The following is a 25,313-nucleotide window of genomic DNA, read 5'->3' as shown; positions in this document are numbered from 1 at the left end:
CTTTTGTTAGGGCTTCAAAGGTGCAATTGCTTTTCCGCCCACAGGGCCAGCTTTTCGCGGAAAATCTTGGCATTGTGGCGCACGTCCATGGGAAAGCCCTCATGGATAAGGAAATAATCTATGCCGCGGGTCAGCTCGTGCTGCTCCGCCAGCTCCCTGAGCTCGCGGTACAGCTGCTTGGCATTGCCGCAGGCCTGGGACTTGTCGAGTTCGATACACACCAGCGGGATCTTGTCGCCGTGCCTGTGTACGCCCACCAGCGCCGAGCGTTTGACCTGGGGATGGGTATTGAAAATCCGCTCGCAGGGAATGGAGAAATAGCGCTTGGCAAAGGCGCCCTGGGCGGTGGCATCCACCCTGTGGGCCTTGCGGCCACACATCCACAGGCGGCCCTGATCGTCGAGATAACCGAGATCGCCCATCCGGTGCCACAGGGAGCCCACTTCATCGGCATCGGCCACCTTGGAAAGATTGTTGGCCTCGGCCCTTTGATAGTAAGCCCGGCTGACCATGGGGCCCTTAACCACTATCTCGCCTATCTCCCAGGGTGCCAGGGTTGTCCAGTCATTGGATGTGGCTATGGCAGCTTCGTCGATGGCTATGATGGCAAGCTGTACCCCGGCAATGGGCCTGCCCACCAGGATGCCGCCGCCCTGCTCGGTGCGCTCGGCGCTCTCAAGCAGCTGTTTGGTGTCGCAACGGGCAATGGGCAGGGCCTCGGTGGCGCCGTAGGAATTGATGATGGGCGCATCTTCCGCCAGCATGGCGGCAAAGCGCGCTATGGCATCGAGGTTGGCCGGGGCACCGGCGGAAATCACTCGCCTGACGCTGGCAAGTTTAAGTCCGGCTGACTCCCCTGCCCGGCCGAGCTTGTCGAGCAACGCCGGGTTGAGAAACAGATTGCTGCAGCCATAGTCGCGGATGGCCGCGAACAAGAGTTCGGGCCTGGCCTTGATGGGGCGACTGGCATCCATGTGCGGCACTATGGACGCCATGCCCAGCGCCGGGCCAAACAGGGCAAACAGCGGGAAGGTGGACAGGTCACGCTCACCGGCGCTGATGCCATAGTCCTGTCTGAGGGCGGAGATCTGCGCCTCAAACATGGCGTGGCTGTACTCCACGCCCTTGGGAATGCCGGTGCTGCCGCTGGTGAACAGTATGGCGCACAGGGCATCCTCATCCAGGGTCACCATGGGATAGGCCCCCATGGATGCGCCGCGGGCCTCTAAGGCCGCCAGCGACTCGCCGGCACCTGAGATTAAACGGCCGCCGCCAACGCGGATACACTGCTTTATGCTGTGCTTGCCCCAGCCAAACAGTCGCCGGGCCAGGTGGGCCTTGGGAATACCGATAAAGGCATCGGGGGCGGCTTCTTCAAAGCATTGGCCGAGATTGCGCACGCCCATGCCGGGATCCACCATCACAGGGATAATGCCGGCCTTGAACAGGGCAAAGGTCAGGGCAAAGAAGTCCAGCCCCGGGGTCACCATCAGCACAGCCTTCATGCCGGCCTTGAGCCCGATGGCATTGAGGCCGTGGGCTATGGCGTCACTGCGACGCTCAAGTTCGGCCTGGGTCAGTTCAAGGTAGAATACCTTGCCCAAGCGACACTGCTGCACCGCCACCGCCAGCTCATTGGGGCGCTGCATCGCGGCCTCACGCAAATGGCGGCAGAGGTTGGCCATCATTGGGCCCCGGCGCTGTGTGCACTGGCCTCGGCACTTTCTGTGCTGGCGCTGTCAGCATCGGCATGAGCTGGCACACTGACGCCTGCACCTGTTACATCGAGGCCGAGGAAACGGCACACTGAGGCTATGACCTCGTCGCTGGCATCTTCCAGTATGTAGTGACCGCAGTCATCGTAGGCATGCACTTGTGCCTGGGGCAGTTTCCGGCGCCACACTTCAAGGAAGTGGCGGTCGAACACAAAATCTTTCAGACCCCAGTGGATCAAAGTTGGGGTCTCGGTAAATTGGCCCAGGCTCTGCTCTATGCTGCTCACCAGCTCAAAGGCCCTGTCCCTGGGGTGCAGCGGAATATCCTGCACAAACCTTAAGGTAGAAATGCGGTTGGTCCAGCTGTTGAACGGCGCCACGTAGGCCCGGCGCAGTTCAGGGTCCATGGGCTTGCGCTTGACGCCCACATAGGAGGCAATACCGGCGAAGGCGTTGAAGCCACGCACCAGCACAGTGCCGAGCAAGGTATTGCGGCAGATCCACAGCGGCCAGGGGAAGGCCTTGGTCTCAGGTATGTGGAAAGCGGCGGTGTTGAGGATCACCAGGCGCTCGATGCGCTCCGGGTGTTTGGCGGCGTAGCCCATGCCTATCATGCCGCCCCAGTCGTGCACCACCAGGGTGACCTTGCCATCGACACCCAGCTTATCCAGCAGGGAATCGAGATCGTCGATGCGCCGTGCCAGGGTGTAGTCGTAGCCCTTGTCGCTGGGCTTGTCCGACAGGCCGCAGCCGACGTTGTCCATGGCGATGCAGCGGTAATCCTGTTTCAGGGCGCCAATCAGCTTGCGGTAGTACAGGCTCCAGCTGGGGTTGCCGTGCACCATGACCACGGTGCCCTTGGGCGCCGCCGGGCCCTCATCCACATAGTGAATGCGGTTACCCTTGTTGTGAAACCAGTTTCTGGCGAACGGCAGCAGGCGCTCAAGCGTGTGTTCCATCTTCATGTCCATTACCAGCGGATCCCCAGCATCATGCAGTTCAGTCCCGAGCCTATACCGAGGAAGCTCACCTGATCGCCCCGGCGCAGGAACCCCTGATCGTGGGCCATGGCCGCCGACACGGGCAAGGACACAGTGCCCATGTTGCCCAGCAGCTGGAAGGTGGGAAATTCTTTCTCTTCCGGAATACACAGGGCGCTCAGCACCTGTTTACGGTTGGCGGCCCCCACCTGATGGCAGATGACCTTGTCCACCTGCTCCACCAGCCAGTCGCGCTGGGCGAGGAAATGTTGCCAGGTGTGCTTGGCCAGCTCCACCCCTTCCTTGAGCAGGGCCACGGCGTCGGTGCGCATAAATTCGCGGTACAGCTTATGTCCTGCTTCCTGCAGGCCCCATTGGCACAGCTGGTGATGCTCGGGGGCGCTCAAATGGCTGGCGCCGAGTAACTGATGGTTGCGGTCGGTGGCCAGCTCAAAGCTGCCGTCGGTGAGGATCACCGCCACGGCCCCTGAGCCACCAGTGAGGGTCGCCAGGGACTGGGCAAAATTCTGCATGGTGGGCTCGGCCAACATGCTGTCTATGGTCACGTCCACTATGTCGCGGGCCGATTCACAGGACACCACCATGCCGGCGCGAATCTGGCCCAGCTCGATGCGATTGGCAATGTCGAGAATGCCGGACAGCACCCCGAGGCAGGCGTTGCTGATGTCGTATATGGCGGTCTCGCGGCCAACACCAAGGGCGGCAGCAATGCGGCAGGCGGTGGCTGGCTCGTGCTGATCGCGGCACACCCCGGTATAGACCAAAGCCCCCAGGTCATCACCGCTCAGCCCGGTCTCGGCCAGGGCCTTGCGGGCAGCATCTATGGCACCGTCGGACAGCTTGTGTCCCTTGGGCCACCAGCGACGCTCGTTGATGCCGGTCAGGGCCGCCAATTGGCCCATGGGAATGCGAAACTTCTGGTACAGGGGTGCCAGGCGCTGCTCCAGCTCTGAGCTGGACACCACTTCCGGCGCCAGTTCATAGGCCAGGCTATTGATAAACACGCGGGAATATTTCATTAAAAGCCAATCGCTCTCTCGGGCCTTGGTGGCCGTGTTTTTCTTATCTATAAGGTGGCGCGGCGCCACAAACTGGCGACATTTGACCAAGAATCGCCGGGGTATTCAATAAAAAATCGCACTTAACAGCACTGCGTCCGTGGCCATCAGCCGCGGCGCACCGCCTGAATGAGGGCATTGCGGGGGGTCACCTGCTGTTCGCAGAAGGCGCCGAGGCTCACCCGGTAGCCGGACTCCAGCAAAAAGGCCACCCTGTCCAGCAACAGAAAATGCTCTATCACAGGGCGGAACAGGTGGGCGGCGACATCGATGCGGGCGGTCAGGCGCCTTCGCTGCTGCCCTTCCAGACGGAAGGGTTCCAGCGGCAGTTCGTCGGACAGCGTTAGGCCCTTCACTTCGGCGCCCCAACGGCAAAACGCCTCGAAGCTGCCGGACAGCTGGCTCTGGCGCACAGATGGCAGCGGCAGGTATTCATCCATACCGCGCAATTGGCGCTGCAGGCTGTCAAAGCCCAGGCGCCAGCTTACTTCCTGCATCCTGTCGGCCCGAGCCTTGGCATTGGCAATCACGCTGTGATTGAGCGGCAGTTGCAGGCCGTGGCGGTCGAGGCGGAAATTAAGCGCTTTGGCACTTTGGCTGATGGGCTCAAGATCGCCGGAGGGAATAAGATGATAGCAACAGGGCGAAATCGACAGCCTCTGGGTGCCTGCCCGCGCCGCCCGGCGCATCAGGTTCAGGTGCAACTCACCGCAGGCGTGCAGCGCCACCCCGTGCTGGTGTGACTGAAGCACATCTTCACTGGCGGCAAAGGCATCGGCGCAGACAAAGTGCTGCTTGAGACCGCGGCGTTTGGCCTCTTCTTCACCGGCGACACAGAGCTGCGCCTGCCACTCCAGACTCAGCACCTCGCGGCCGGTAGCAGCTGTGAGCAGGCGCCCCAGATGGCCCTTGCCGGCACACCATTCCAGCAGCGGCAGCTCGCAGGGCTCCATGGCCACCAGAGAAGCAAAACGGCTTATTTGCTGCCACTTGCGGCCCTTGATCCCGGCGGCCAGGTGCACCTCCTGCTGCCTTGGCAACAGCTCGCCCTTGGTTTCGGGATAAGGGGTCAGGTGCCAGCCGAAGAGTGCTTTGTCCCACACAGGGCTGCTTGTTACTGCAATGCCTTGGGACTCAAGATTCTGGAACTCTAAATCCTGAATCAGGCTGGGCCAGAGGCTTTCCAGCAACTTTTCCTGATCTGCATCCAGCGCTTCCAGTGTGTCATCATCGAGTCGCCACAACAGCTCGGCCAGGTGCGGGAACTGCGCTTGCCAGGGCAACTCGCGCCACTCGAAACTGCGCGGCGTCCAAAGGGGCGCCGCCTCGGTCAGCAATGCCGCCAGTCGCGCCAGTGTCCCACGTACCTCCACCAGCTCACATTCCAGATGCGAGCCTTCCTGGGGCTGGTAATTCATGAGATCTCTTTTCAGGGACTCAGGGCTGGCGGTCGAAGATTCGGCTGGCAAGGAAAACGCTCTTGGGGACGATGAAATCAGGCCGGTCAGTATAACATGGCACTTAGTGCCACTGTACTTTCTGTCAGTACCTTTGCAGTCAGTGCCGTTTCCGTCAATGCCGTTTCGGCCACTCATTGCCGAGTGCAGCAACGTCTGTTACAGGTTTTCCCTGTCTGTTTGCTTATCTTGAATGAACTATGACAGCATATTGATTTGAAAGTGGAATTCATTGGAGAACCAGCATGCTGATGGGCCTTAATCACCTCACCCTGGCGGTGACGGATCTGGATACCTCGCTGGCCTTCTATGTGGATTTGCTCGGCATGCGGGCCCAGGTGCGCTGGGACAATGGCGCTTACCTGAGTCTGGGAGCACTGTGGCTGTGCCTTTCATGCGACACCGCCCTGCCCGCCCGGGATTACAGCCATATTGCCTTTGACATAGCCGAAGCCGATTTCCCGGGTTTTGCCGCCAGACTGCGCAGTGCCGGGGTCAATGAATGGAAACACAATCGCAGCGAAGACCAATCCCTGTATTTGCTGGATCCCGACGACCACCAGCTGGAGATCCATGTGGGCAGCCTGCAATCCCGGCTGGCGGCCCTTAAAGCCCGCCCCTATCCCGGTTTGCAGTGGCTTTAATGCTTAAAACTTACTTATTACTTATCTACTTAACGTCAGGCTTTCCGGACGGCCTTGAGTTTATTGGGTGACCTTGAACGGCCACGGCCAGCCACCTTCAGTATGCGCAAAAATTTGGGGCATTCGAAATGACTGGCGGCGCGGCACTCGGCCGCATGGCGCAGGCCGTCACGCATGGCCACCAGCTCGTTAATCCTGCGATCCAGTTCATCGGCCTTGGCCGCCAGCAGGCCCCTGTCTATGCTGCCGGCATCCGTGCTGAACATGCGCACCATCTCATCCAGGCTGAAACCTACGGCGCCCCCGAGGGAGATCAGCGCCAAGCGCTCCAACACTGAATCACTGAATTGTCGCCGCAGACCACTGCGGCCACAGGCCTGGATCAGGCCCTTTTCCTCGTAATACCTCAGGGTCGATGCCGGCAGTCCCGAGGCCTTGGCCACCTCAGCTATATCCATCATGTCTTTGTTCCCGAAACTATCTTCATCCGGTGTTTCACACCAGGCTGCTCAGAAATAGCCCTATAGCAAGCCATCTGCCACGCCGGTGAAAAACACCATTGACTTAAAGTCGACTTTAACTTGTAGGCTATGCCACAGAGGTCCCGAAGACAAGAGTCAAGCCCTGTCGGGGACCCGGAAATGAATAACCTGAACTATCCAAATTGACGGCCATGTTGAGCCTGGGCGTATTGCTCCGGGGCAAAGGTGAGGTGTGTATGTTAACTATCGAATTTGTATTGCTGTACCTGGCCCTGGGCGGCTTTGTCGGCTTTATGGCGGGACTTTTAGGTGTGGGAGGGGGTGGCATACTGGTGCCGCTGCTCGCCATGCTGTTCGGCTATCAGGGGATGGCAGAAAGCCAGGTTATCCACCTGGCCCTTGGCACGGCACTGACCTGCATGATAATTACCTCGGCCGCCAGCATTCGAGCCCACGCCGCCCGAGGCGCGGTGCAATGGCCCTTGGTCGGCTTTATGGCCGGCGGGATCCTGACCGGCGCCTTTTTGATGGCGCGCTGGTCATCGCAAATCAACCCGGTTTTTATCGCCCTGTTCTTCTCGCTCTTTATGGCCGTGATTGCGTTGCAGATGTTTATGAACTGGCGCCCCAGGCCCAGCCAATCGCCCGCCAGCCCGCCGGGGCTGCTGCTCGCCGGATTGACCATAGGCTCGGTATCGGCCCTGGCCGCCGTCGGCGGTGGCTTTCTCAGCCTGCTTTACCTGGGCCATAAAAACGTACCGCTGAAACAGGCCATAGGCACCTCTGCCGCCATAGGCTTTCCCATCGCCATCGCCGGCGCCCTGGGGTTCATGGTAAGTGGTTGGTCACATACCTCGGCCATCCCCTATAGCCTGGGCTACGTCTATTTGCCGGCTTTCCTCATCATCACAGTCTCCAGCATAGCCGCAGCTCCCCTGGGCGCCCGCTGCGCCCACAATCTGCCCGATGTGCAATTGAAACGCATCTTCGGCCTGGTGTCCTTGGCCCTGAGCATCAAGATGCTGGCTACCGTGATTTAGCGAACGACATTGCCGCGCACCGGCCTTGGATGCGGCGGAGCCAAAGCGGCGGCAACAGAGGTCAAGACCTTAATGTCCGAGGTCTATTTCAGGAACCCATACTGAACGCTTGAGAAAGGCTGAAGAGCACGGCATTATGGCCCGTCAAAAAAAGCATGGCCAATCCTCTACAGCGGGGTCGGCAGGGATAAATACACAGGGAATGAAATGACCAGGCTTCCAGGACTTGATTTATTACGGGCAATTGCCATTGTGTGGGTAGTGCTGTTTCATACGGCCGGCGCCGGCCTCAGCATGCCCTTCAGAGACTTTTCCATTCTCGGCTGGATGGGGGTGGATCTCTTCTTTGTGCTCAGCGGCTTTTTAATTGGCGAGCAATTATTAAAGCCAATCGCGCAACGGCGGGAATTAAACATAGGCAAGTTTTACATCAGCCGGGCCTTCAGGATCCTGCCGGCCTATGCTGTGGTCGTATTGCTGTATTTTTTACTGCCCTTCACCCGGGAAGGACACGGATTACCGCCGCTGTGGCAATTTCTCAGCTTCTCCGTCAACCTGCAGGTGGACGTGGGCACCAACACCTTCTCCCATGTCTGGTCACTTTGTGTGGAAGAGCATTTCTACCTGTTTTTCCCGCTCATCGTCTGGTTGCTGATGAACAGAAGCAGTACCGCAAAGGTGCTTGCACTTGCCATCGCCATTATCGGTTTTGGCATGGCGCTTAGGGGTCACCTGTGGCTGACCAAGCTCGATACCTTTCCCGTCTATCGCTCTTACGTTGAGAACATCTATTACCCCACTTATAACCGACTCGATGGCCTCTTGGCCGGGGTATTGCTGGCCGGCTTGAAGGTGTTTAAGCCTTCCCATTGGGAGCTTGTCGTTAAGCATGGCAACAAGGTACTGCTTGCGGGGCTGGCAGGACTTGGCCTGGCTATCTGGATTTTCAAGGAGCGCTTTGGCTTCACGGCAACTGTAATAGGCTTCCCCTTGCTGTCATTCAGCCTGGCTTTCATTGTGGCTGCCGCATCCAGTACCAACTCCCTCATAGGCAAATTCAAGGTGCCGGGGGCAGCCTTGCTGGCCACACTGGCCTACAGCATGTACTTGACCCATAAGTCAGTATTTCAGATGGTTAAAACCCTGATTGGCCCCCAACTGGTTGACAACGACTATCTGGCCTTTGCCGTCTACGGCGGCGCAGTCCTGGCCGGCGCCGCAATCCTGTATCTCACGGTCGAGCGCCCCTTCCTGAAGCTGAGGAGCAAATACCTGGCAAGAAACAAGGATGAGTCGCAACGCATTGACGGGGTTAATGCTCAGGTAACCAATACCTAGCCGATGGTCACAGATGCGACTGTGCCAATGCGTGGAATTCCGCCCAGCATTGGCAGAAACATCAAGCCTGCTTAATAGCAATTCAAAAGCCTGACTGTTGCACCTGAATCCCTCCTTTGGAGCCGCCGACGACTGCATGGATGCAGGAGTTAGGACGAAGCAGGAGCCAGAGTCGAGGGTGTTGGGCAAGAAACGGCAACAACCGAGGCATGGAGGCCGAATTGGGGTGGATTTATATGGACGTAAATCCGAGAGTCTGTCGCGTTGGCCGGTTCGCCCATAAACCCGAGGGGCCTTCGGCTCCGTTCGGGGGCATCCTTTGGGATGCAAGGGGCTTTGAATGAGCAAAGCCCCTTGCCCGGAGGCGGGCTGGGAGGCCGCGACTTTCTACCGCTGGCAAAGCGGCTATTTTGTGCTTAGTCCTGACGTCCAGCATTAGATGCAATTAATCACTTGCAGTGGGCTTTCGCACTGCCGCACCCGTGACACGGCGTAAATATGTCCCTATAGCCTCCCCTCGCCATCCATGGCTCGGACGGTCGCTGGTGCGGCAGTGCCAATTTTGGGTGTTCCACTCAGGCAAATGTACGGCTTCAAACCAAAGGCAAAGAGGTACATCAAATTTCTGCTTGCGGAACAGCAAGCATCTCTGCCAAGATGCTGAATCAGGAGATAAAAATCACAATCAGGGATGAAGAAAACCACTTCAACCCGTGCGGTAGCCATGTCGCTTGCCGACTCCTTTGCAACCTGAATGCCGCCCGGTTTCCCTCTGCATCGCAAAGATTCGCAGTGTTATTGCCACCAGCAAAAACGCAAGCACGGTTTCCTGCATTCCATGGCACGGTTTCATTGGCTTAATCAAGCTATTATTGAAATAAATCAGTGCTTTAAATGAACATCAAACTCAGATAACAGGCCGATAAAAAGTACAAAGTGTGCCAGCACGCTTTGCTTGTAAATTGATGTGGACAAAATCGGCTAACCCGAAGAATAATCGATGAATTCTCCGGCGCACTTTTCACTGGTCTGAGGACGAAAACGTACCTGTAAGGTAACGGAATGAACTGCTTCATTCCGTTAGTTGAAGCCGAAAGGCCTCCGGCCTACCACGCGGAGATAAATAAGCCGGCACACTATACAAATGTTATGTGGCAAGGAGCCATCTTGAACTTTCTTAGTATTCTTAAATATTCGCTGATTCTTTTTGTAATTAAAACTGCAGTAAGTACTGCTTCGTCAATGCTATACGGCGTAGATAACCTGGCAAGCCAATCTCCATCGAATTTGTTTATTTACCACTACATCCCGTCAATTCTAGTGAGCTTACTGGTCTTGTCTTTCTACGCTAACACTCAAAGCAGCCAGACATTGCTTCATTTGTTAGCTGTAGTTTCGCTGTCTGAATTATTCGGCTTTGCGTTAGTTTCTATATTAATGGGCGAGTTCTATGTTTCCCCGACATGGTTTATAGATTTACCAATTGCTGTTTTAACTATCGGGCTTGCTGCCATTATTGGTAGTAAAGTCAGGTTTTTTAACAAGTTGCCACATAACAAGTCAAGCAACACGGATGCGGAAAGCCGCACCGGTTCTTGAAGCGTTAGCTGCAATGGAGGCTCGATGAAAGACATCGTTCTCGAAAATATTTGCTGGAGCTTTATCGGTGCTACTTACACGAACTCCGATGAATTTAGGGTAGCGCTTCTGAAATATCAGTTAGAGGGATTCGAGGAAAACTTATTAGATGAAATTTGTATTCTGGAAAGAATGATAGAAATCGAATATTGGACTTACGAAAACGACAATCAGGTAGACCGAAAGATAATTATTGAAGCCGATAACGGTATTTCTTTGTCTGTGGTTGAACTTCTATATAAGCTTCACAATCTTGTTGTAGAAGACATGGAAGAAATAGATCACCACTTTTTTCAAGGGCTAATCCCTCTAAAATCTTCAAGAAAATCTGGAGTTAGGGGCTACGAAATTTGGCAAGGCAGCTAACCAATGCGTTCCGCGCGCTTGCTTTGAGCGTTATATGCGTGGAGAATTGATAGGATGATTACACTATGAAACAACTTAATGAGGCTTGGTTTTGGTTTAGCCTAACTACTTTGCCAATGATAGCGCTGTTTGGACTGGGGTATCTTATTGGACAGATGACATATTCAAATGATTTCAAATTCGAAAGTGTAGCCCATTTTTCTATAATTCCATTAAGCATTTGTGCCTTTTTTCAATTCAAGCATGCGCTAGCTGAAGCAAAACATAGATTTCAACACAGAGGCGTATAACAAGGCCAGCCAGCAACGCGCCCGTTGGTTGCTGGACCTCTTTTCACTCGGCCGCTGCTGGCGGCGTTAGGCATCAATACATCATGGATCGCAGATATAAAAAGAGAATGGATAGGTACTGGGAAAGGATGAGGACTTCCGCTATAAGAAGCTTCTCGAGTCTCGATACCTCTGGATGGTTCGATTACTGGCATTGCCATGTTGATTGGCAGGGCAAGGGAGATAAGCACCCCGAAAATCGAGAATCATCACTAAAACTGGGCTATGAAGTTCTTAACATGGCTGAAGAGTTCAAATCTAAAGTAAGTGGTCCAATTCAAAGTTGGTGGTTCATACACGAGCATTCATACGATGATGCAGTGTATTTACACAGTCCATACGAAAATGATTCCCCGTCCCCTTACGACTTTGAGGGTGTAGACTGGGAAAAGAATAATAACGAGACATTGTTAAATCTGGTTGATTCCAAACGCTTTAGAATAGGCACAATGGAAAATGAACATGGTACTACCTATGTGGTCGCACCAAATGCCTAACAAGCTGCTTAAACTGATAAAAAAGTCGGCCATCGCTTCGCTATTATAGCCAACCATTTTTAACTTAACAGGGCGTTGATATGATTTCCTTTGTCAAATAGATAATAGTGTCCTTACCGGAGGGCCAAAAACGCTCCGGTAAGGACACTCTGGCAGACGGGCTTGGGCGAGTAAGTGTCGGCGGTTGACCTTGCTGATATCCGCGAGTTTGGTTATTCGCATTACTTGTGTTCGCCGTTGGAGCCTTGCCTCAGTCTAGGAGCGCGGATGTGACCGCTTAACGCCCTCGAGGGTTGCTCGCACCGCTGCCGCAGCCCGGTACTGCCAGAGTGATTGCTTAAATCAGCTTCAGAACGCTTGTATTGGTTTCTCGGCGTCAAAGCCCTGCGCCAGGTCCCAGATGTAACCGGTCAGCTCCCGTGCCACCGCAGTGACCACCTTGTTGTACTCTTTGCCCCGCGCCTTCAGGGCATGGAACCGTCGGCACAGGCGTTGCTGCACTTCCCAGGAGCGGGTTTGCAACTTGATGGAATGCGCCTGCTGACGACTTTCCAGCTCCCGCGAGACCCGGGCTGGAAATCGATAGGCCCACGCCGATTCGATTAAGATGCGCCTGGCATGACCATTGCCACATTTGGTGATACCACCCCTTCGTTCCCGCTGGCCACTGGAGCGTTCACTGGGTGTCAGGCCGACAAAGTTCATTAAGGAACGCGGCGAGGCAAAGCGCCGCAGGTCACCCAGCTCGGCCAACAAGGTCATGGCGGACAGAAAACGCACGCCCCGCAGCACCGTCAGGCGCTGCACCAGCGGATACCAGCGCCAGCTTTCAGCCAGGCTTTGCAGTTCTAACTCCAGCCGCTGCAAGCGCTCATAGCGCTCGGTCACGGTGTGGATGTAATGCTGGAAGGTAATTTTGCTGGCACTTTCCGGGAAGCTGATATCCGCCAGATGACGCCGATAGGCTTCGGTCCAGTGTTGGCGACCGCTGCAGGGGTGGCCATGACGCAGCAGGAAGGATTTCAGCCGTTGCCGCGCCTGACGCAAGTCGAGCATGGCATCCTCCCGGCAGCGGATAAGGTCGCGGATGGCCTCGTCCCGTTCGTCCGGAACATAGATAGACTTCAAGTCACCACTGCGGGCCAGTCTGGCCAAGGTCATGGCATCGCGTTTATCGGTTTTGACCCGGTCTCCCGGGGCCTTGGGGATGAGCGCCGGCGCTACCACCCAGCATTCAATGCCACGGCGCAACAGATGACGATAGAGCCAGAAACCGCAGGGACCGGCTTCATAAATGACGCACAGCTTGCTGGCTTTGGCTGTTTGGTTTTTAAAGAGTTTATCAAGTGAACGCAGGTTGGTTGGAACAGTGCCATGGTAGTGCACTGTGTCAGCCGGCTTATCAGAAACCCAGGCCACGTCAGTGGTCTCCTTGTGCACGTCCAAACCGATAAAAAGTGTGTTAGCTTTAGACATGTCGGCCTCCTGTGATTGTTTGCCTATTGGATCAACAAACAGTGTGGCTCTGGTTTAACTAACCCACGAGAAAACACGGAGGCCGACACCTGCACAGGGAATCATTATGTCTAGCATTTTATGAGTGGCTCAATGACAACTATTTCGTTGCCGGAAGACGGCAAAAGTATATGCATCTACGGTGAAGAGGTAATTCTGTCCCATGCGAACTTAAAAAGCACAATAGTTCTAAAATACATATTTGAGCCGCCACATGGCGACGCGCTTTTTGAACTTTATATTAATGAAAAAAAAGAAAGTGAAAATCTATATTGGGGGCGTGGCGTTGCCATTTCGGTTGGTGGTCGTTTCTTAGCAATCACAAGAAACTTGCACGGCATATTAACAACTGTCTTTGATCTTCATAACATGAAAAGACGCGATGTTACTGGCTTCGTGCATTTGCTCGGGTTCGACAAAGATCTCTTATTGTATCAGCCATACCTAAGTGATAACGAAAAGGACTTTTTCAAGTTTGAACACGTTCAAAAAATATGCCTAAATGAGCTAACTGCTTGGACTGCAATAGAATGCTAACAAGTAACTGTGGCGTTTAGTCAATGCCTCCCCAGCGATGTCAGCCGCCAGGTCAGCAGCCAATAAGCCCCTCTCCGGCCCCCTGAGCCGGGATTAAATGCGGGAACCCGGGAGTGGATCACACTCCCGGGCGTTTTTTCGGCCCGCCATTCAGAGATAATTAAGCCTTCTCTTTCACACTGTTTTCATTCTCGACTCAGTTTGAAATTCGCCTGACTTCGGAGCGACTATGCGCAAGCGCCTATCTATGCCAAAACACCTTACTTTGCAAAAACGTCTTACCATGCCCAAACGTCTTTCCCTGGCCGCAGCCCTCATTGCCCTGCCCTTTTTTGGCTTTGCCGGCGACTTTGTCGAAGGTAAACACTACATCCAAATCTCGGACCAGGCCCCCAGCAAGACACCCAAGGTGACCGAGTTTTTCTCTTTCTTCTGCCACAACTGCTTCAATATGGAAGTGCAGTACCTGCCCGCCATCAAGGCCGGACTCAAAAGTGACATAAGCTTTGACACCAAGCATGTGGACTTTATGAACAGCGACATAGGCACAGAGGTGATGCGCGCCCTGGCGGTGATCCACGCCAGCGAGCGGCAAACCGAGATGGCCCGCGCCATGTTCAATGCCATTCAAGGTGCCGATGGCGCCCAGGGCCACCACGACCACAGTGCCGAGGGCCACAGCACCAACAGCAAAAGTGCCAAAAGCCACGAACCCCAGATCCAGAGCCGTGACGACATCAAAGCGGTATTTGCCGGGTTTGGCATAGATGGGGCCCAATACGACAAGCTGGCCGACAGCAAGGAAGCCGATGCCAAACTGGCACTGTGGCGCCAACAGCAACAGGAATTTGCGGTGCAGTCGGTCCCGAGCTTTGTCGTTAACGACAAGTACATGGTCAATCTGCAGGAAATCCGTACCCTGGAAGAGTTGAGCGGTCTGATGAACTATCTCGCCACCGAGAAGGATAAGGTCGAAGACCAGGGCGGCAGCCTGGGCTGGGCAGCCCTTGGGTTGCTGGCACTGGCGGCCATGGGTCGTAGACGCCTGGCCTGACACCGCCACAAGCCCCGCCTTTGACGGGGCTTTTTTTTAACAAGTGTCTTTGAGATCAACTCCTTTCCCCGGCCGCTTTGTTACACTGGCGTTTTTCAATGCCCGGCATTTGTCACCGGGGCAACAGCATAGGAAGCCATGCCTGTGATCACCAGTGAACAGGAGATAATCAAAGACCACTTGCGACTGCCGCTCTGGCTGGTGGTCGCCGCAGTGTTTATCTCAGTGTTTGCGGTTTATTTTCCCGCCCTCAATGCCGGCTTGGTATTTGATGATCTTGCCATGATCCCCGGCAACGGCGACCACCTTGGCCACTGGTCAAAACTGCCGGATTTTTTTGTCACCGGGGTCTGGAATCACAGCAATATCGCCTATGCCGATGGCAGCCTGTATCGCCCCCTGTGGCTGGTATGGGAGTTGCTGATGTACCAAGTGGCCGGGGAAGCGCCCTTTGGCTGGCACCTGTCCAACCTCTTGCTTCATGGGCTCAACGGCTGCCTGCTGTATCTGCTGCTGGGACGCGCGGGGAACCACCATGAGCTGTGGCGTCTGGGGCTGGTGCTGCTGTTCCTGCTGCATCCTGTCGCCAGTCAGAACGTGGCCTGGATTTCCGCCTCAACGGATCTGCTGCTGGTGCTCTGGCTGGCACTGGCGATGTTGGGCTACCATGGCTTCTATCGCCACGGCAGCCTCTCCGGACTGCTCTTGTCGCTGTTGTGCTATCTGCTGGCCATGCTCACCAAGGAAGCGGCCATCGCCTTTCCGGTGTTTTTACTTGTGCTTGAGTGGCAAAGGCCCGTGCAGCGGCGCTTTCCCTGGGTGGCCGCAGTGGCTTTTGCCCTGCTGACGCTGGGCTATCTGCTGCTGCGGCAAATCATATTGCAGGGCATGCTGAGCGGCGGGCAAAGCCTGTGGCTTTGGCAATGGTCCAGCCTGTTGCGCATGCTGGATTATGCTGCCACCTATGCCAGAGTGCTGCTGTGGCCCTGGGATTTGCCCCTGACCCGCGACCATCCGCCCCAGGGTGTCGGCACAGCGCTGGACTATGGGCTTGGACTGCTGCTGTGGCTGGCGGCGCTGCTGAGTCTGATCCGGGTACCCAGGACCCGGCCTTATCTGGCCTTAATCATAGCCGCCCTCGGCATTCCCCTGCTGCTGGCCTTCCACGGCAAGGGGGCCTTTGCGGTGCGCTATCTTTATCTGCCGCTGTTCGCCCTGTGCCTGCTGCTGGGGCAGCTGAGGCCCAAAACGCCCGGGGGCAAACCCGCTGCGCTGCTGTTTTCCTGCGTGCTGCTGTTGCTGGCCTGCGTGACCCATTTTCGCGAGTTGCCGGGTTGGCGCACCCAGGCCGACTTTGCCCGGGTACTGCTGAAATACCATCCCTCCGCTGACAATTGGAATACCCTTGTCCAGGCGCGGATTGATGCCGGGGATATGGCCGGGGCCATCGAGGATTATGACAAGGCAAGGGATGCGCTACAGAAAAGGTCACAGGAACCGGCGGTCCTGGCCGGCAGCCTTGAGGCCATAGCTTTTGCCCTGGCCCAGCAACAGGACTATGACCAAAGCCTGAAATATTACCGCGAGCTGGCCGGGCTGCCGGGCTTCGCCTATCTGGGCTGGACAGGTGCCGCAAACTGTCTGTGGGCCCTGCAGCGCCTGCCGGAAGCGAGCGATGCTTACCTGAGTGCATTGCAGGACAAGCCTGAACACCTGGATGCCCTCTACAACCTGTTTATGCTCAGTCAAAGCCTGAACCGGCCGCAGCAAGCCCAATGGGCAGCACAAGCCATATTGCGCCAGAACCCGGCGCAGGTGCCGGAGGACATCTCGGCCGCCGTCCGGCGTTACCTGCAGCGGGCCAACGCCGGCCGCTAGGCACGTGGCGATGGCGATGGCGATGGCGATGGCCTTATTTTAAGAGCTGCGGTCGCCCATCAACCCGGGCGTTACCTGTCGCTCTGGGATTCCAGCTTGTCGCTTTGCTTTTGGACCTTGTCGCTTTGCCCTTCCAGCTTGTCGCTTCGCTCTTCGACTATGTAGATGGGCCTGTCCTGTACCTGAGTGTAAATTTTGCCTATGTATTCACCCAGCACGCCGAGAAACAGCAGCTGGATCCCGCCCAGCAGAAACATCCCCGAGGTGGCAAAGGCGTAACCCGGCACATCCAGATTAAAGAAGAGTTTCTGGATGATAATGACAGCGGCGGCCAGAAAACTCAGGGCGGTGACAAGGGCGCCAAAGGCCATGCACAGCCGCAGCGGCGCCACGCTGAAGGACGTGAGGGCATCAAAGGCCAGCAACAACAGGCGGGTCCAGTTGTATTTGCTGTTGCCCGCTTGCCTGGGTTGGCGCTCAAACTCCAGCGCCGTCTGACGAAAACCTATCCAGGCAAACATGCCGCGCACGAAGCGGTTCTTTTCAGGCAGGGCATTGAAATGATCCATGGCGGTGCGGCTGACCAGACGGAAATCCCCCACGTCGGTGGGAATGGGAACATCGGAAAACAGGTTCAGCAGCCGGTAAAACAGGAAGGAAGAGACTTTTTTACGCCGCCCCTCACCGATGCGGGTTTTGCGTCTGCCATAGACCACATCAAAACCTTGCTGCCAAAGTGCGATCATCTCCAGAATAAGCTCCGGCGGGTCCTGCAGATCGGCATCCAAAATCACCCCAGCCTGACCCAGGGCCAGCCGAAAACCGCAACTGCTGGCAGCCTCGTGGCCGAAATTGCGACTGAAGCTGGCAAAGCGAACCCGTTCATCCTGCTGACTCAGGCGACGGATCTGCGCCAGGGTGTCATCGCTGGAGCCGTCATTGATAAAAATCAGCTCAAAGCTAATACCGGCCTGCTCAAACATTCCTGCCACCCGCTGGTACAGGGGCTGAATATTTTGCTCCTCGTTGAAGCAGGGCACAATCACAGACAACAGCGGCGCGGCTTGCGACTGGGAGAGCGGCGCTTCTGTGAGCGAGACGGCGGATTTGGGTGGCACTTGCTTTGATTCTGTCATGGCGCAACTTTATTGGTATATGCTGTGATTCAACCTGCCGGAAACGCCCCCTGGCGCCTATGGCCCAGTGAAAGTTTGCCGGTGTTCAAGGATACTAGCACAGATACTAAGTCTATTTTTTACAAATAATTATGGATGCAGACGTATATTTGAGAATGGCCGCACAGGAAGAGCACCACTGGTGGTTTGTGGGGCGGCGGCAGATCATTGCCCAGCAGCTGCAACACCTGCAACTCGCCCCGAATGCCACTATTCTCGAGGTCGGAGCCGGCACAGGTGGCAATCTGGCGCTGCTGTCCCGCTTCGGCAAGGTGCAGGCCCTGGAGCCGGACGCGGGCGCCAGGGAGCTGGTGGCGCGCAACCGGGGTGTGACAGTCACCCCCGGCAGTCTGCCCCATGACGTGCCCTTTGCCGAAGGCAGCCAGGATCTGGTGGTCGCCCTGGATGTGCTTGAGCATATTCCGGACGATGACGAATCGCTGCGGCAACTGCATCGATTGCTGAGGCCCGGCGGTCAACTGCTGCTGACGGTTCCTGCCTGCGCCCAACTGTGGAGCGAGCATGACGAACAGCACCATCACCAGCGCCGCTATAGTGCGGGGGAGCTGAAGCAGCTGCTGCAGGCGACGGGCTTTGAGGTGACAAGATGCAGCCACTTCAATACCTTGCTCTTTCCACTGATTTTTTGCGTCAGAATGCTCAAACGCTTGCTTGGTAGCCGCGCCCCGGATGACCGCATGCCCGCCCCCTGGCTCAACCGCCTGCTGCTGGGGGTATTGCTGCTGGAAAAACGCCTGTTGGGACTGGGTCTCAATTTGCCTTTTGGGGTGTCCATACTGCTGGTGGCCCGTAAAGAGGCCAGCGCCAAATGAGCCGGCCGCCGCTCCTGAAAAGCCTGGGACGCTTTGCCCTGGTGGGCGGCGGCGCCACCTTTATCCATCTGCTGTGCGCCCTGCTCTTCAACGAAGGGCTGCTGCTTTCACCCTTTATTGCCAACCTGTTGGCCTTCTGCTGCGCCGTGCTGTTTTCCTACACGGGGCATTACCACTGGACCTTCCTGTCCAATGGTCGTCACGCGGTCCAGCTGCCCAAATTTTTACTGCTGGCAGTTATGGGGCTGCTGCTGAACCAGCTGCTGGTATTTGGCCTGAACGGCTATCTGGGCTTGCCCTATCGTCTGGTACTGCTGGTGATAGTACTGGTGATGCCACTGCTGTCGTTTGTACTGTCGCGCCGCCTGGTGTTTGTCTGATGTGCCTTTGACACCCGCAGCCAATGTCACCACACCATATGTCGATAAACTCAGTGCTGATATCCGCCGCCAGTGGAAACACACACTCCGCTTACAAATTTGGCATTGCAGCGGACCAAGGTTCTCTGCCAAGATGCTGATTCAGAATCCAAAATAGCCAGCCTGGAATGAAGCAAAACCTGCGGTAGCCATGCTTTTTCACCGGGATCTGCGCAGTCTTGAATCAGAGGAGTTGCTGCATTGTTTGGTACAGAAAATTTATGGCTGTTTGTCCTATCGGGCATACTGCTCAATATCATACCCGGGCCCGACTCCCTGCTGATTGCCGGAAGGGCCGCCACTCAGGGCTTTAAAGCGGGCTCGGCAGCAGCGCTGGGGATTGGCACTGGAACTTTAATCCACATAGTGGCAGCCGCATTTGGCCTATCCGCGATTCTCGCCACCTCGGCCACCGCCTTTACCCTGGTGAAAATTCTCGGTGGCGCCTATTTGATTTACATGGCGATAAGCATGTTCAGAGGAAGTAAACAGACGACTGAACTTCAGGGGCCAAAAACCGAAAAGTCGTCACTGAAGAGCATCTATATTCAAGGGGTTGTGACCAACCTGTTCAATCCCAAGGTCGCGCTGTTCTTTCTGTCGTTTATGCCGCAATTTATCTCAGCATCCAGCGACAACAAACCACTGGCGTTTCTCTTCCTCGGCCTGGTGTTTAACTTCAATGGCATGCTTTGGTGTCACTTTATCGCCTGGGCCTCCAGCTCCATGAGCCGCAAAATTTCAGCCAATCAGGCGGTTAAAAAGTGGCTTACCCGACTCGCAGCAAGCTTGTTTGGCGTATTTGGAATTAAGCTGCTGACCTCAACCCAAAATTGAGCCGGCTCCGACTGAAAACCACGCGGACACAAAGGAAACAAGGAGCGATAAATGCCCTACGTCAACGTACAAATCACCAAGGGCGCGACCCGGGAACAAAAGGCCGAATTGGTGAAAGATATCACAGAGTCTTTAACCCGGGTGCTGGGTAAAAAACCCGAATACACCCATGTGGTCATCCAGGAAATCGCCGAAGAGGACTGGGGCTTTGCCGGCCAACTCACGGATGACTGGAAAAAGCAGCAGGCCTGAATGGACCAGCTGACAGCAGCTCGGCCAGGTTCGGAATTAAGCCTATGAATGATTTGCCCGTTTATCACTTTAAGCGCTCCAGAAAACAACGAGCCAAGCTCTTCACCAGAATGGGGCTGTTTTGCTGGCTGTATATTCTGGGGCTGCTTGCCTATGAATCGCTCAGTGAGCAGAGGGTGCCGGAGGCTATCAGGCTGCCCCTGCTGATAGCCTTGTCGCTTGCCAGTATGGTGTTGTTTTTCATTGCCTGGTGGCACCTGCGCCATCCTGCGGAATATGAAGCCATTATCACCAGGGAAAGGTTCAGGGTCAGGTATCCGGACCACGCCCCCTGGTCCTTCGATGTGGCCGTTGCCGAGATTGCCGGATTTGAAAACCGCCAGGCGTCAAACCATGCGGGCAAGGGCATGATGCAACACGGGATCCTGATGCGGGATGGGCGCTTTTTCCATATTTCGATGAACTATGGCAACAAGATCAGCGACATGTACCAGGCCGTTAAAACCATCAACCCCGAGGTGAGCTATCCCAAGACGGTGAATAAAAAGGCCAGCGGTCTCGGCATCCAGCGCGATTACAAAGACTGATGGCGAGCGGCTTTCTGATAATGCAGGCTAGCTGTCCAATATTCAGCCCCGCATAGATGGTGAATCCTTGGCCGAAATCAGCATGACAATCAGCCCCGGGTCATGACATAAAACGAGCATTGCTGCTTTATATGGTCTGTGATGCCCAGCCGCATAATTCAAGCACAATCGCCCATAGATAGTGATGAACGTTAAGGCGCAGGAGCCGACGCAGCTCTCACGTAATACAGGGATTAAACCAACAAGGAAACTGACCTTATATGGATGTTAAAAGCCTGGGCTGTGCCCTACTGGTGGTGTTTATCTGGGGGATGAACTTCTCGGTCATTAAATTTGGCCTGGAAGAACTGCCGCCCATAATGTTCTCCGGACTGCGATTCCTGATTGTCGCCCTGCCGGCGGTGTTCTTTGTGCCCTTTCCCAAGACCTCGGCCTGGAATATTGTCGGTGTTGGACTCTTCCTTGGGGTGCTGAAATTCGGATTGTTGTTTGTGGCCATGAAGGCCGATGTGTCGGCGGGGATCGCTTCCTTGCTGTTGCAGGCCCAGGTCATTTTCACCATATTGCTCAGCGTCTTACTCTGGAAAGAGGCCATCAGCCGCTTCCAGGCCCTGGGTATGCTGTTGGCCGCGGCGGGATTTTGCCTGTTTTTCCTCAATAGCCAGGGCAACGCCACCATAGTCGGCGTATCAATGATACTCTGTGCCGCCTTGTTCTGGGCCGTATCCAATCTCATCATGAAGCGCATGGGCCAGGTTAACCTGCTGCATTTCATGGTTTGGGTCAGCCTGATCCCGCCCCTGCCCTTGTTTGTTCTGTCCTACCTGTTTGAAACCCAGCATCCCCTCGCGTTGCTGGCGGCCACCACGACAAAAACCTGGATATCTCTGGCCTATGTGGGTTATGTGTCGACGCTTATTGCCTTTGCCCTTTGGGGTTGGCTGCTGCGCAATCACTCCGCGGCCACTGTAACCCCCTTTGCACTGCTAATCCCCGTGGTCGGCATGCTGGGCTCAGGTCTGCTGCTGGATGAACGTTTGACCGGCTTGGAAATGACCGGCAGCAGCCTGATCCTTTTTGGGCTGAGCATCTCTATACTGGGTCAGCGTCTCTTTAATGGGATTTACCTGCGACGGCAAAACCTGAACAGGCTTGAACGGGAGGATTGTTAACCATGAACACATCAGCACATTTTCCAGCCGAGGGAGGCTGCGACTGCGGCCAGGTTCGCTATCGCCTTGAGACTAACCCCTTGTTTGTACACTGCTGCCACTGCCGTTGGTGTCAGCGGGAAACCGGCGCCTCCTTTGCCCTCAATGCCATGATAGAGGCCGACCGTGTCAGCCTGCTGTCCGGCGAACCTGTCATCATCAATACCCCCTCCGCCAGCGGCAAGGGACAGCTGATCGCCCGCTGCCCCAAGTGCCTGGTGGCGCTGTGGAGCAGTTACGCCGGCTCGGGCCCCATTATGCGCTTTGTGCGGGTAGGCACTTTAGACAATCCGGATTTTCTGCCGCCGGACATACATATTTTCACTGCCTCCAAACAGCCCTGGGTGCAGCTTGCGGACGACACGCCCGTGGTCAGCGAATACTATGACCGCAAACAGTACTGGCCGCCCGAAAGCCAGGCGCGTTACCAGGCGATACTGCCCGACATCCTGGCCTATAAGGCAGGACTAAAAGAGCAATGAGTACTGGCATGACCTTTGAGTTGCTAAGCCCCAAACACGCCTGTGCCCTGCTGCGGTTCGAGCTGGAAAACCGCGACTATTTCGAAACCCTGATAGCCCCGAGGCCGGTGGGCTTTATCAGTGAGCAGGGCATTGCCCGGCATATCGACGCACAGTTGTCGGCCCATGAACTCAAGCTCGCCCGTTCGCTGGTGTTGCTCGACGGGCAGTCCATTATCGCCCGCGCCAATCTCAAGGAGCTGGACGACAAGCGCCACAGCGGGGAACTGGGTTACCGGGTTGCGGCGGCCCACACCGGCAAGGGCGTGGCATCACTGTGCGTGGCCGAGCTGGCCAGGCTTGCGGCCGGGCCCCTGGGGCTCAAGCAACTGTACGCCTACGTGCTTGAGAATAATCCTGCTTCGTCACGGGTGCTGCTGAAAAACCACTTTACCCAAATTGAATTCATCCCCGACTTTACCTGGCACAGTGGCAGGCAGCTTGATTGTGTTAAATATGGGCTGAGATTGGCATAATGCGGATACAGAAAGGCAGCTGATATTGGCGGCGGTAATGTGCATAGATATGGTGAAATAGCCCTGCAATCCACCAAGCCAAGGTGCCGGTCTTGGCTCGGCATCATTGCCCCATGTCCCTACTTGCATTTTTCCGGTATTCTGCTGAATTGATTTACAATATGGAGTACATGATGACAGCAAATACCATGGCCGAATTAATCCTTCACTTTATGGTGTTGTGCATTTCCGTAGGTTTCATTTTCCATGGCAACAGGCTAAGACAAGTGCGTGCCGTAACAGTGAACTTTGCCTCTCCTACTGTCTTTATCATTATCGGTATACTGCTCGCTATTAGCCAAATATTTGAACTTGCTGATATCTTCTATCCCAAAGCCTGAGGTTATCTTCAATGTTTTCTAGCCAGCATTAGAACAAGCTAACAACGCAGGGCCAGCACTATGAAATTTGACATCTTTGGCAAAAAAATCCTCGAAGTGACCCGAATCGGCGATGAGTGGCGGGCCTGCTACTGCGGCACGGGCGGTGTAAAACGCAAGGCCGAGGATATCCGTATTCCCGCCGGCATCAATGAGACCGAACTTGAGGACTACATAGCCGGTATCTTCCATGAGTGGGCGACCCCGGGAAGGGATCGCATAGTTAAGCTTAGTTAAGCCTGGTTACAGCACAGTCACCCGGTTGCGACCGTCCTGTTTCGCGCGGTACAGGGCCTGGTCTGCACGCTTGATAAAGCTTTCCCTGTCGTCTTGCGGCAAGAATCTTGTCAGCCCCAGACTGGCGGTAAAGTAAGGTAACCCTGGCACCTTGTTCGTCTCGAACAGCATGCGGATCTTCTCGGCTATGGCCAGGACGTCCTGGCTGTCGTGCTGACGGAACAGCAGGGCAAACTCCTCACCTCCCAGACGGAACAGGCTGTCGGTCTGGCGTACGTGCTCCTTGAGCAATTTCACCGCCTGTTGCAATACCTGGTCGCCGACATCGTGACCATGATTGTCATTGATGGCCTTGAAGTGGTCCAAATCCAGCATCAAGAGATGCACTGGCACGCCTCGGCGGCCGTACTCCAACTCCATGGCAAGACAATCTTCCCATTTATGCCGGTTAAAGGCGCCGGTCAGCTTGTCCGTGGTAGCCAACTGGATAAGCTGCTTTTCCATCTCATGCCGGTTCACCATCTCGCTGGAGAAACGCTCCACCACCTGCTGTACGTCCCAGGCCAACTCGGTCAGCTCATCCTGGCCGCGCTGCGGCTCATCCTTGGTGGTGCTTGGGGTGTCGGGTGTCAGGCTTTGGTTCAACCTGGCGATCTGGGTCTGGATATACCCCAGGCGGCGCCGGAAACTGCGGATGATGTACCAGGTCACATAAATACCAATCAGGAAGGCGCTGACGCCGAGGGAGGTATTGACGATAAAAAACTCCTGCTCATGGCGCTCGGCGTTTTTGGCTATGTCTTCGGTCAGTGCTTCGATATCCAGCAATAAGCGCTCCGCCAGACTATCGAGCTGCTCGTCGAGAGTCTCTAACCTGAGCCAATTGGCCGCGGCAGTTTCCGCCTCGGGTTTATTGAAAAGTTCACCGGCCTTTTGCAGGTATTCCTGACGCAGGATCTGGAAATGTTCGATGGCACTCAGCACCCGCTTGTGCTCGGCCACCTCTTCGGCGATCTGGGCCGTGCTCAGGCCGCGATGGATAAGCTGCTCGGCTTTTTCCACCTGCCGGGACAACTGGACGCCGTGATCCATAAAAGCCCCCAGCTGAGGCTTGATCACCGCCGGCGCCAGGTGTTCGTCCCGGGCGACGCGGATCTTTTCAAACAATATGTGCTTCTGTAGCTGCAGCACTTCAATTTCCGAAACCACCTCGGTGAGCGGTATGTCTATTTCGGCCACCTCACGCATTTCGGCACCAATCTGCGTCAGCTTGACTATGGAATAGACGATCACCACGAAGATAAAGCTGAGCAACAAGGTGGATAACCCGCCGATCTTGCGGGTAATGGATTCGCTTATCCAGTGAAGTATGGACTGGGTCATGACGGCTCTGCTGTGTTTGGCTTGAGTCAGATCCTAGAAAGTCGGGGCAAATTAGCAAGCCTTTTCAGGCCTTACCAGCATCTGACCAGGCATAGCACGACCAATAACGCCAGCCCGCAGGTTCCCAATGACTTGACCAGTTTCCCGCCCAATTACCGCCTTCCCGCCCGTAGCAGGCAAAAAGGCCGGTGCATCAGATCGTTTTTGGTCTTTTACCTTGCTTTTATTGCCTTTTTCAGCGTGAAACCACTGGTTACCGCACAAAACACCCTTAATATGCATACGTATTCATAACAATTTGGCAACACAGTATGTGGCCCGTTATTCAATAACCGGCCTATATTGAGACACCGGTTTTCGGGACGGGACCCGAGACGGAATGCGGTTAAAACAATAATAAAGACCAAGGGATGG

The 25,313-nt window shown here is 55.5% G+C and carries 28 protein-coding genes; 19 read left to right on the top strand and 9 right to left on the bottom strand.

Annotation, left to right across the window (positions count from 1 at the left end):
* Positions 1-14: 14 nt before the first annotated feature.
* The 4 genes from oleC to JYB84_RS06065 all read right to left on the bottom strand — a co-directional run bounded on the left by oleC (position 15) and on the right by JYB84_RS06065 (position 5,192).
* The gene (oleC, locus tag JYB84_RS06080) at positions 15-1,688 is read right to left on the bottom strand and encodes an olefin beta-lactone synthetase (protein WP_207322531.1); all 1,674 of its coding nucleotides are present in this window, start codon (positions 1,686-1,688) and stop codon (positions 15-17) included.
* Complete coding sequence (locus JYB84_RS06075) at positions 1,685-2,680, bottom strand: alpha/beta fold hydrolase (RefSeq protein ID WP_407696017.1); 996 nt, start codon at positions 2,678-2,680, stop codon at positions 1,685-1,687. Before JYB84_RS06075 ends, oleC begins: the two co-directional genes overlap by 4 nt.
* A gap of 5 nt (positions 2,681-2,685) precedes the next feature.
* Positions 2,686-3,735, bottom strand: a complete 1,050-nt coding sequence (locus JYB84_RS06070; protein ID WP_207322529.1) for a 3-oxoacyl-ACP synthase III — start codon at positions 3,733-3,735, stop codon at positions 2,686-2,688.
* A 146-nt stretch (positions 3,736-3,881) separates the two neighbouring features.
* Positions 3,882-5,192 (bottom strand): methyltransferase, encoded by a 1,311-nt coding sequence (locus JYB84_RS06065; RefSeq protein WP_207322528.1) that lies wholly within the window; start codon positions 5,190-5,192, stop codon positions 3,882-3,884.
* Positions 5,193-5,476: 284 nt separating this feature from the next.
* Between JYB84_RS06065 and fos the strand changes: the two genes are divergently transcribed.
* Positions 5,477-5,875, top strand: a complete 399-nt coding sequence (gene fos / locus JYB84_RS06060; protein ID WP_207322527.1) for a fosfomycin resistance glutathione transferase — start codon at positions 5,477-5,479, stop codon at positions 5,873-5,875.
* Between the two features lie 35 nt (positions 5,876-5,910).
* Here the strand turns inward: fos and JYB84_RS06055 are convergent, their stop codons facing one another.
* Complete coding sequence (locus JYB84_RS06055; protein WP_207323125.1) at positions 5,911-6,333, bottom strand: helix-turn-helix domain-containing protein; 423 nt, start codon at positions 6,331-6,333, stop codon at positions 5,911-5,913.
* Between the two features lie 260 nt (positions 6,334-6,593).
* On the opposite strand from JYB84_RS06055, the gene JYB84_RS06050 reads away from it, so the two are divergent.
* From JYB84_RS06050 to JYB84_RS06030, 5 genes are all read left to right on the top strand, one after another.
* Complete coding sequence (locus JYB84_RS06050) at positions 6,594-7,397, top strand: sulfite exporter TauE/SafE family protein (RefSeq protein ID WP_207322526.1); 804 nt, start codon at positions 6,594-6,596, stop codon at positions 7,395-7,397.
* Positions 7,398-7,604: 207 nt separating this feature from the next.
* Positions 7,605-8,735, top strand: coding sequence for an acyltransferase family protein (locus JYB84_RS06045; RefSeq protein WP_207322525.1), 1,131 nt, complete (start codon positions 7,605-7,607; stop codon positions 8,733-8,735).
* A 1,062-nt stretch (positions 8,736-9,797) separates the two neighbouring features.
* Positions 9,798-10,334: a hypothetical protein gene (locus JYB84_RS06040; RefSeq protein WP_228290898.1), complete on the top strand. Its 537-nt coding sequence runs from the start codon at positions 9,798-9,800 to the stop codon at positions 10,332-10,334.
* Positions 10,335-10,358: 24 nt separating this feature from the next.
* Complete coding sequence (locus JYB84_RS06035; RefSeq protein ID WP_207322524.1) at positions 10,359-10,739, top strand: hypothetical protein; 381 nt, start codon at positions 10,359-10,361, stop codon at positions 10,737-10,739.
* A gap of 373 nt (positions 10,740-11,112) precedes the next feature.
* Complete coding sequence (locus tag JYB84_RS06030; RefSeq protein ID WP_207322523.1) at positions 11,113-11,565, top strand: hypothetical protein; 453 nt, start codon at positions 11,113-11,115, stop codon at positions 11,563-11,565.
* 348 nt (positions 11,566-11,913) lie between these two features.
* On the opposite strand, the gene JYB84_RS06025 is transcribed toward JYB84_RS06030, so the two are convergent.
* On the bottom strand, positions 11,914-13,041 hold the full coding sequence (locus JYB84_RS06025; protein WP_207319884.1) for an IS110 family RNA-guided transposase: 1,128 nt from the start codon (positions 13,039-13,041) through the stop codon (positions 11,914-11,916).
* Between the two features lie 132 nt (positions 13,042-13,173).
* Here JYB84_RS06025 and JYB84_RS06020 point away from each other — a divergent pair, with 132 nt between their 5' ends.
* From JYB84_RS06020 to JYB84_RS06010, 3 genes are all read left to right on the top strand, one after another.
* On the top strand, positions 13,174-13,617 hold the full coding sequence (locus tag JYB84_RS06020) for a hypothetical protein (protein WP_207322522.1): 444 nt from the start codon (positions 13,174-13,176) through the stop codon (positions 13,615-13,617).
* A 283-nt stretch (positions 13,618-13,900) separates the two neighbouring features.
* Positions 13,901-14,671, top strand: coding sequence for a thiol:disulfide interchange protein DsbA/DsbL (locus tag JYB84_RS06015; RefSeq protein WP_207322521.1), 771 nt, complete (start codon positions 13,901-13,903; stop codon positions 14,669-14,671).
* A 144-nt stretch (positions 14,672-14,815) separates the two neighbouring features.
* Positions 14,816-16,549: a tetratricopeptide repeat protein gene (locus tag JYB84_RS06010; RefSeq protein ID WP_207322520.1), complete on the top strand. Its 1,734-nt coding sequence runs from the start codon at positions 14,816-14,818 to the stop codon at positions 16,547-16,549.
* Positions 16,550-16,620: 71 nt separating this feature from the next.
* On the opposite strand, the gene JYB84_RS06005 is transcribed toward JYB84_RS06010, so the two are convergent.
* Positions 16,621-17,685 carry a glycosyltransferase family 2 protein gene (locus JYB84_RS06005; protein WP_207322519.1) on the bottom strand — a complete coding sequence of 355 codons (1,065 nt, stop codon included), beginning with the start codon at positions 17,683-17,685 and terminating at the stop codon, positions 16,621-16,623.
* Positions 17,686-17,816: 131 nt separating this feature from the next.
* Here JYB84_RS06005 and JYB84_RS06000 point away from each other — a divergent pair, with 131 nt between their 5' ends.
* The 10 genes from JYB84_RS06000 to JYB84_RS05955 all read left to right on the top strand — a co-directional run bounded on the left by JYB84_RS06000 (position 17,817) and on the right by JYB84_RS05955 (position 23,516).
* Complete coding sequence (locus JYB84_RS06000; protein WP_207322518.1) at positions 17,817-18,557, top strand: class I SAM-dependent methyltransferase; 741 nt, start codon at positions 17,817-17,819, stop codon at positions 18,555-18,557.
* Complete coding sequence (locus JYB84_RS05995) at positions 18,554-18,937, top strand: GtrA family protein (protein ID WP_207322517.1); 384 nt, start codon at positions 18,554-18,556, stop codon at positions 18,935-18,937. Before JYB84_RS06000 ends, JYB84_RS05995 begins: the two co-directional genes overlap by 4 nt.
* A 240-nt stretch (positions 18,938-19,177) precedes the next feature.
* The gene (locus tag JYB84_RS05990; protein ID WP_207322516.1) at positions 19,178-19,813 is read left to right on the top strand and encodes a LysE family translocator; all 636 of its coding nucleotides are present in this window, start codon (positions 19,178-19,180) and stop codon (positions 19,811-19,813) included.
* Between the two features lie 51 nt (positions 19,814-19,864).
* The gene (locus JYB84_RS05985) at positions 19,865-20,065 is read left to right on the top strand and encodes a tautomerase family protein (protein WP_207322515.1); all 201 of its coding nucleotides are present in this window, start codon (positions 19,865-19,867) and stop codon (positions 20,063-20,065) included.
* 44 nt (positions 20,066-20,109) lie between these two features.
* A complete protein-coding gene (locus JYB84_RS05980; protein WP_207322514.1) occupies positions 20,110-20,652 on the top strand; it encodes a hypothetical protein in 543 nt (180 codons plus the stop codon).
* Between the two features lie 260 nt (positions 20,653-20,912).
* Positions 20,913-21,824 (top strand): EamA family transporter, encoded by a 912-nt coding sequence (locus JYB84_RS05975; protein ID WP_207322513.1) that lies wholly within the window; start codon positions 20,913-20,915, stop codon positions 21,822-21,824.
* Between the two features lie 2 nt (positions 21,825-21,826).
* The gene (locus JYB84_RS05970; protein WP_207322512.1) at positions 21,827-22,345 is read left to right on the top strand and encodes a GFA family protein; all 519 of its coding nucleotides are present in this window, start codon (positions 21,827-21,829) and stop codon (positions 22,343-22,345) included.
* Positions 22,342-22,860 (top strand): GNAT family N-acetyltransferase, encoded by a 519-nt coding sequence (locus tag JYB84_RS05965; protein WP_207322511.1) that lies wholly within the window; start codon positions 22,342-22,344, stop codon positions 22,858-22,860. Before JYB84_RS05970 ends, JYB84_RS05965 begins: the two co-directional genes overlap by 4 nt.
* Positions 22,861-23,030: 170 nt before the next feature.
* A complete protein-coding gene (locus JYB84_RS05960) occupies positions 23,031-23,240 on the top strand; it encodes a hypothetical protein (RefSeq protein WP_207322510.1) in 210 nt (69 codons plus the stop codon).
* A gap of 60 nt (positions 23,241-23,300) precedes the next feature.
* Positions 23,301-23,516 (top strand): DUF7661 family protein, encoded by a 216-nt coding sequence (locus tag JYB84_RS05955; RefSeq protein ID WP_207322509.1) that lies wholly within the window; start codon positions 23,301-23,303, stop codon positions 23,514-23,516.
* Between the two features lie 6 nt (positions 23,517-23,522).
* Here the strand turns inward: JYB84_RS05955 and JYB84_RS05950 are convergent, their stop codons facing one another.
* Positions 23,523-24,899, bottom strand: a complete 1,377-nt coding sequence (locus JYB84_RS05950) for a GGDEF domain-containing protein (RefSeq protein ID WP_207322508.1) — start codon at positions 24,897-24,899, stop codon at positions 23,523-23,525.
* Positions 24,900-24,950: 51 nt separating this feature from the next.
* Positions 24,951-25,181 (bottom strand): hypothetical protein, encoded by a 231-nt coding sequence (locus JYB84_RS05945; protein ID WP_207322507.1) that lies wholly within the window; start codon positions 25,179-25,181, stop codon positions 24,951-24,953.
* Between the last annotated feature and the right edge of the window lie 132 nt (positions 25,182-25,313).

This window comes from Shewanella cyperi, assembly GCF_017354985.1.
Taxonomy (GTDB): domain Bacteria; phylum Pseudomonadota; class Gammaproteobacteria; order Enterobacterales; family Shewanellaceae; genus Shewanella; species Shewanella cyperi.
This window is presented reverse-complemented; position numbering and strand designations above follow the sequence as displayed.

Excerpts from the sequence above, each read along its gene's own strand:
- oleC (WP_207322531.1), bottom strand. The coding sequence starts at position 1,688 with ATGATGGCCAACCTCTGCCGCCATTTGCGTGAGGCCGCGATGCAGCGC.
- JYB84_RS06075 (WP_407696017.1), bottom strand. The coding sequence starts at position 2,680 with ATGAAGATGGAACACACGCTTGAGCGCCTGCTGCCGTTCGCCAGAAAC.
- JYB84_RS06070 (WP_207322529.1), bottom strand. The coding sequence starts at position 3,735 with ATGAAATATTCCCGCGTGTTTATCAATAGCCTGGCCTATGAACTGGCG.
- JYB84_RS06065 (WP_207322528.1), bottom strand. The coding sequence starts at position 5,192 with ATGAATTACCAGCCCCAGGAAGGCTCGCATCTGGAATGTGAGCTGGTG.
- fos (WP_207322527.1), top strand. The coding sequence starts at position 5,477 with ATGCTGATGGGCCTTAATCACCTCACCCTGGCGGTGACGGATCTGGAT.
- JYB84_RS06055 (WP_207323125.1), bottom strand. The coding sequence starts at position 6,333 with ATGGATATAGCTGAGGTGGCCAAGGCCTCGGGACTGCCGGCATCGACC.
- JYB84_RS06050 (WP_207322526.1), top strand. The coding sequence starts at position 6,594 with ATGTTAACTATCGAATTTGTATTGCTGTACCTGGCCCTGGGCGGCTTT.
- JYB84_RS06045 (WP_207322525.1), top strand. The coding sequence starts at position 7,605 with ATGACCAGGCTTCCAGGACTTGATTTATTACGGGCAATTGCCATTGTG.
- JYB84_RS06040 (WP_228290898.1), top strand. The coding sequence starts at position 9,798 with ATGAACTGCTTCATTCCGTTAGTTGAAGCCGAAAGGCCTCCGGCCTAC.
- JYB84_RS06035 (WP_207322524.1), top strand. The coding sequence starts at position 10,359 with ATGAAAGACATCGTTCTCGAAAATATTTGCTGGAGCTTTATCGGTGCT.
- JYB84_RS06030 (WP_207322523.1), top strand. The coding sequence starts at position 11,113 with ATGGATCGCAGATATAAAAAGAGAATGGATAGGTACTGGGAAAGGATG.
- JYB84_RS06025 (WP_207319884.1), bottom strand. The coding sequence starts at position 13,041 with ATGTCTAAAGCTAACACACTTTTTATCGGTTTGGACGTGCACAAGGAG.
- JYB84_RS06020 (WP_207322522.1), top strand. The coding sequence starts at position 13,174 with ATGACAACTATTTCGTTGCCGGAAGACGGCAAAAGTATATGCATCTAC.
- JYB84_RS06015 (WP_207322521.1), top strand. The coding sequence starts at position 13,901 with ATGCCCAAACGTCTTTCCCTGGCCGCAGCCCTCATTGCCCTGCCCTTT.
- JYB84_RS06005 (WP_207322519.1), bottom strand. The coding sequence starts at position 17,685 with ATGACAGAATCAAAGCAAGTGCCACCCAAATCCGCCGTCTCGCTCACA.
- JYB84_RS06000 (WP_207322518.1), top strand. The coding sequence starts at position 17,817 with ATGGATGCAGACGTATATTTGAGAATGGCCGCACAGGAAGAGCACCAC.
- JYB84_RS05995 (WP_207322517.1), top strand. The coding sequence starts at position 18,554 with ATGAGCCGGCCGCCGCTCCTGAAAAGCCTGGGACGCTTTGCCCTGGTG.
- JYB84_RS05985 (WP_207322515.1), top strand. The coding sequence starts at position 19,865 with ATGCCCTACGTCAACGTACAAATCACCAAGGGCGCGACCCGGGAACAA.
- JYB84_RS05980 (WP_207322514.1), top strand. The coding sequence starts at position 20,110 with ATGAATGATTTGCCCGTTTATCACTTTAAGCGCTCCAGAAAACAACGA.
- JYB84_RS05975 (WP_207322513.1), top strand. The coding sequence starts at position 20,913 with ATGGATGTTAAAAGCCTGGGCTGTGCCCTACTGGTGGTGTTTATCTGG.
- JYB84_RS05970 (WP_207322512.1), top strand. The coding sequence starts at position 21,827 with ATGAACACATCAGCACATTTTCCAGCCGAGGGAGGCTGCGACTGCGGC.
- JYB84_RS05965 (WP_207322511.1), top strand. The coding sequence starts at position 22,342 with ATGAGTACTGGCATGACCTTTGAGTTGCTAAGCCCCAAACACGCCTGT.
- JYB84_RS05960 (WP_207322510.1), top strand. The coding sequence starts at position 23,031 with ATGATGACAGCAAATACCATGGCCGAATTAATCCTTCACTTTATGGTG.
- JYB84_RS05955 (WP_207322509.1), top strand. The coding sequence starts at position 23,301 with ATGAAATTTGACATCTTTGGCAAAAAAATCCTCGAAGTGACCCGAATC.
- JYB84_RS05950 (WP_207322508.1), bottom strand. The coding sequence starts at position 24,899 with ATGACCCAGTCCATACTTCACTGGATAAGCGAATCCATTACCCGCAAG.
- JYB84_RS05945 (WP_207322507.1), bottom strand. The coding sequence starts at position 25,181 with ATGCATATTAAGGGTGTTTTGTGCGGTAACCAGTGGTTTCACGCTGAA.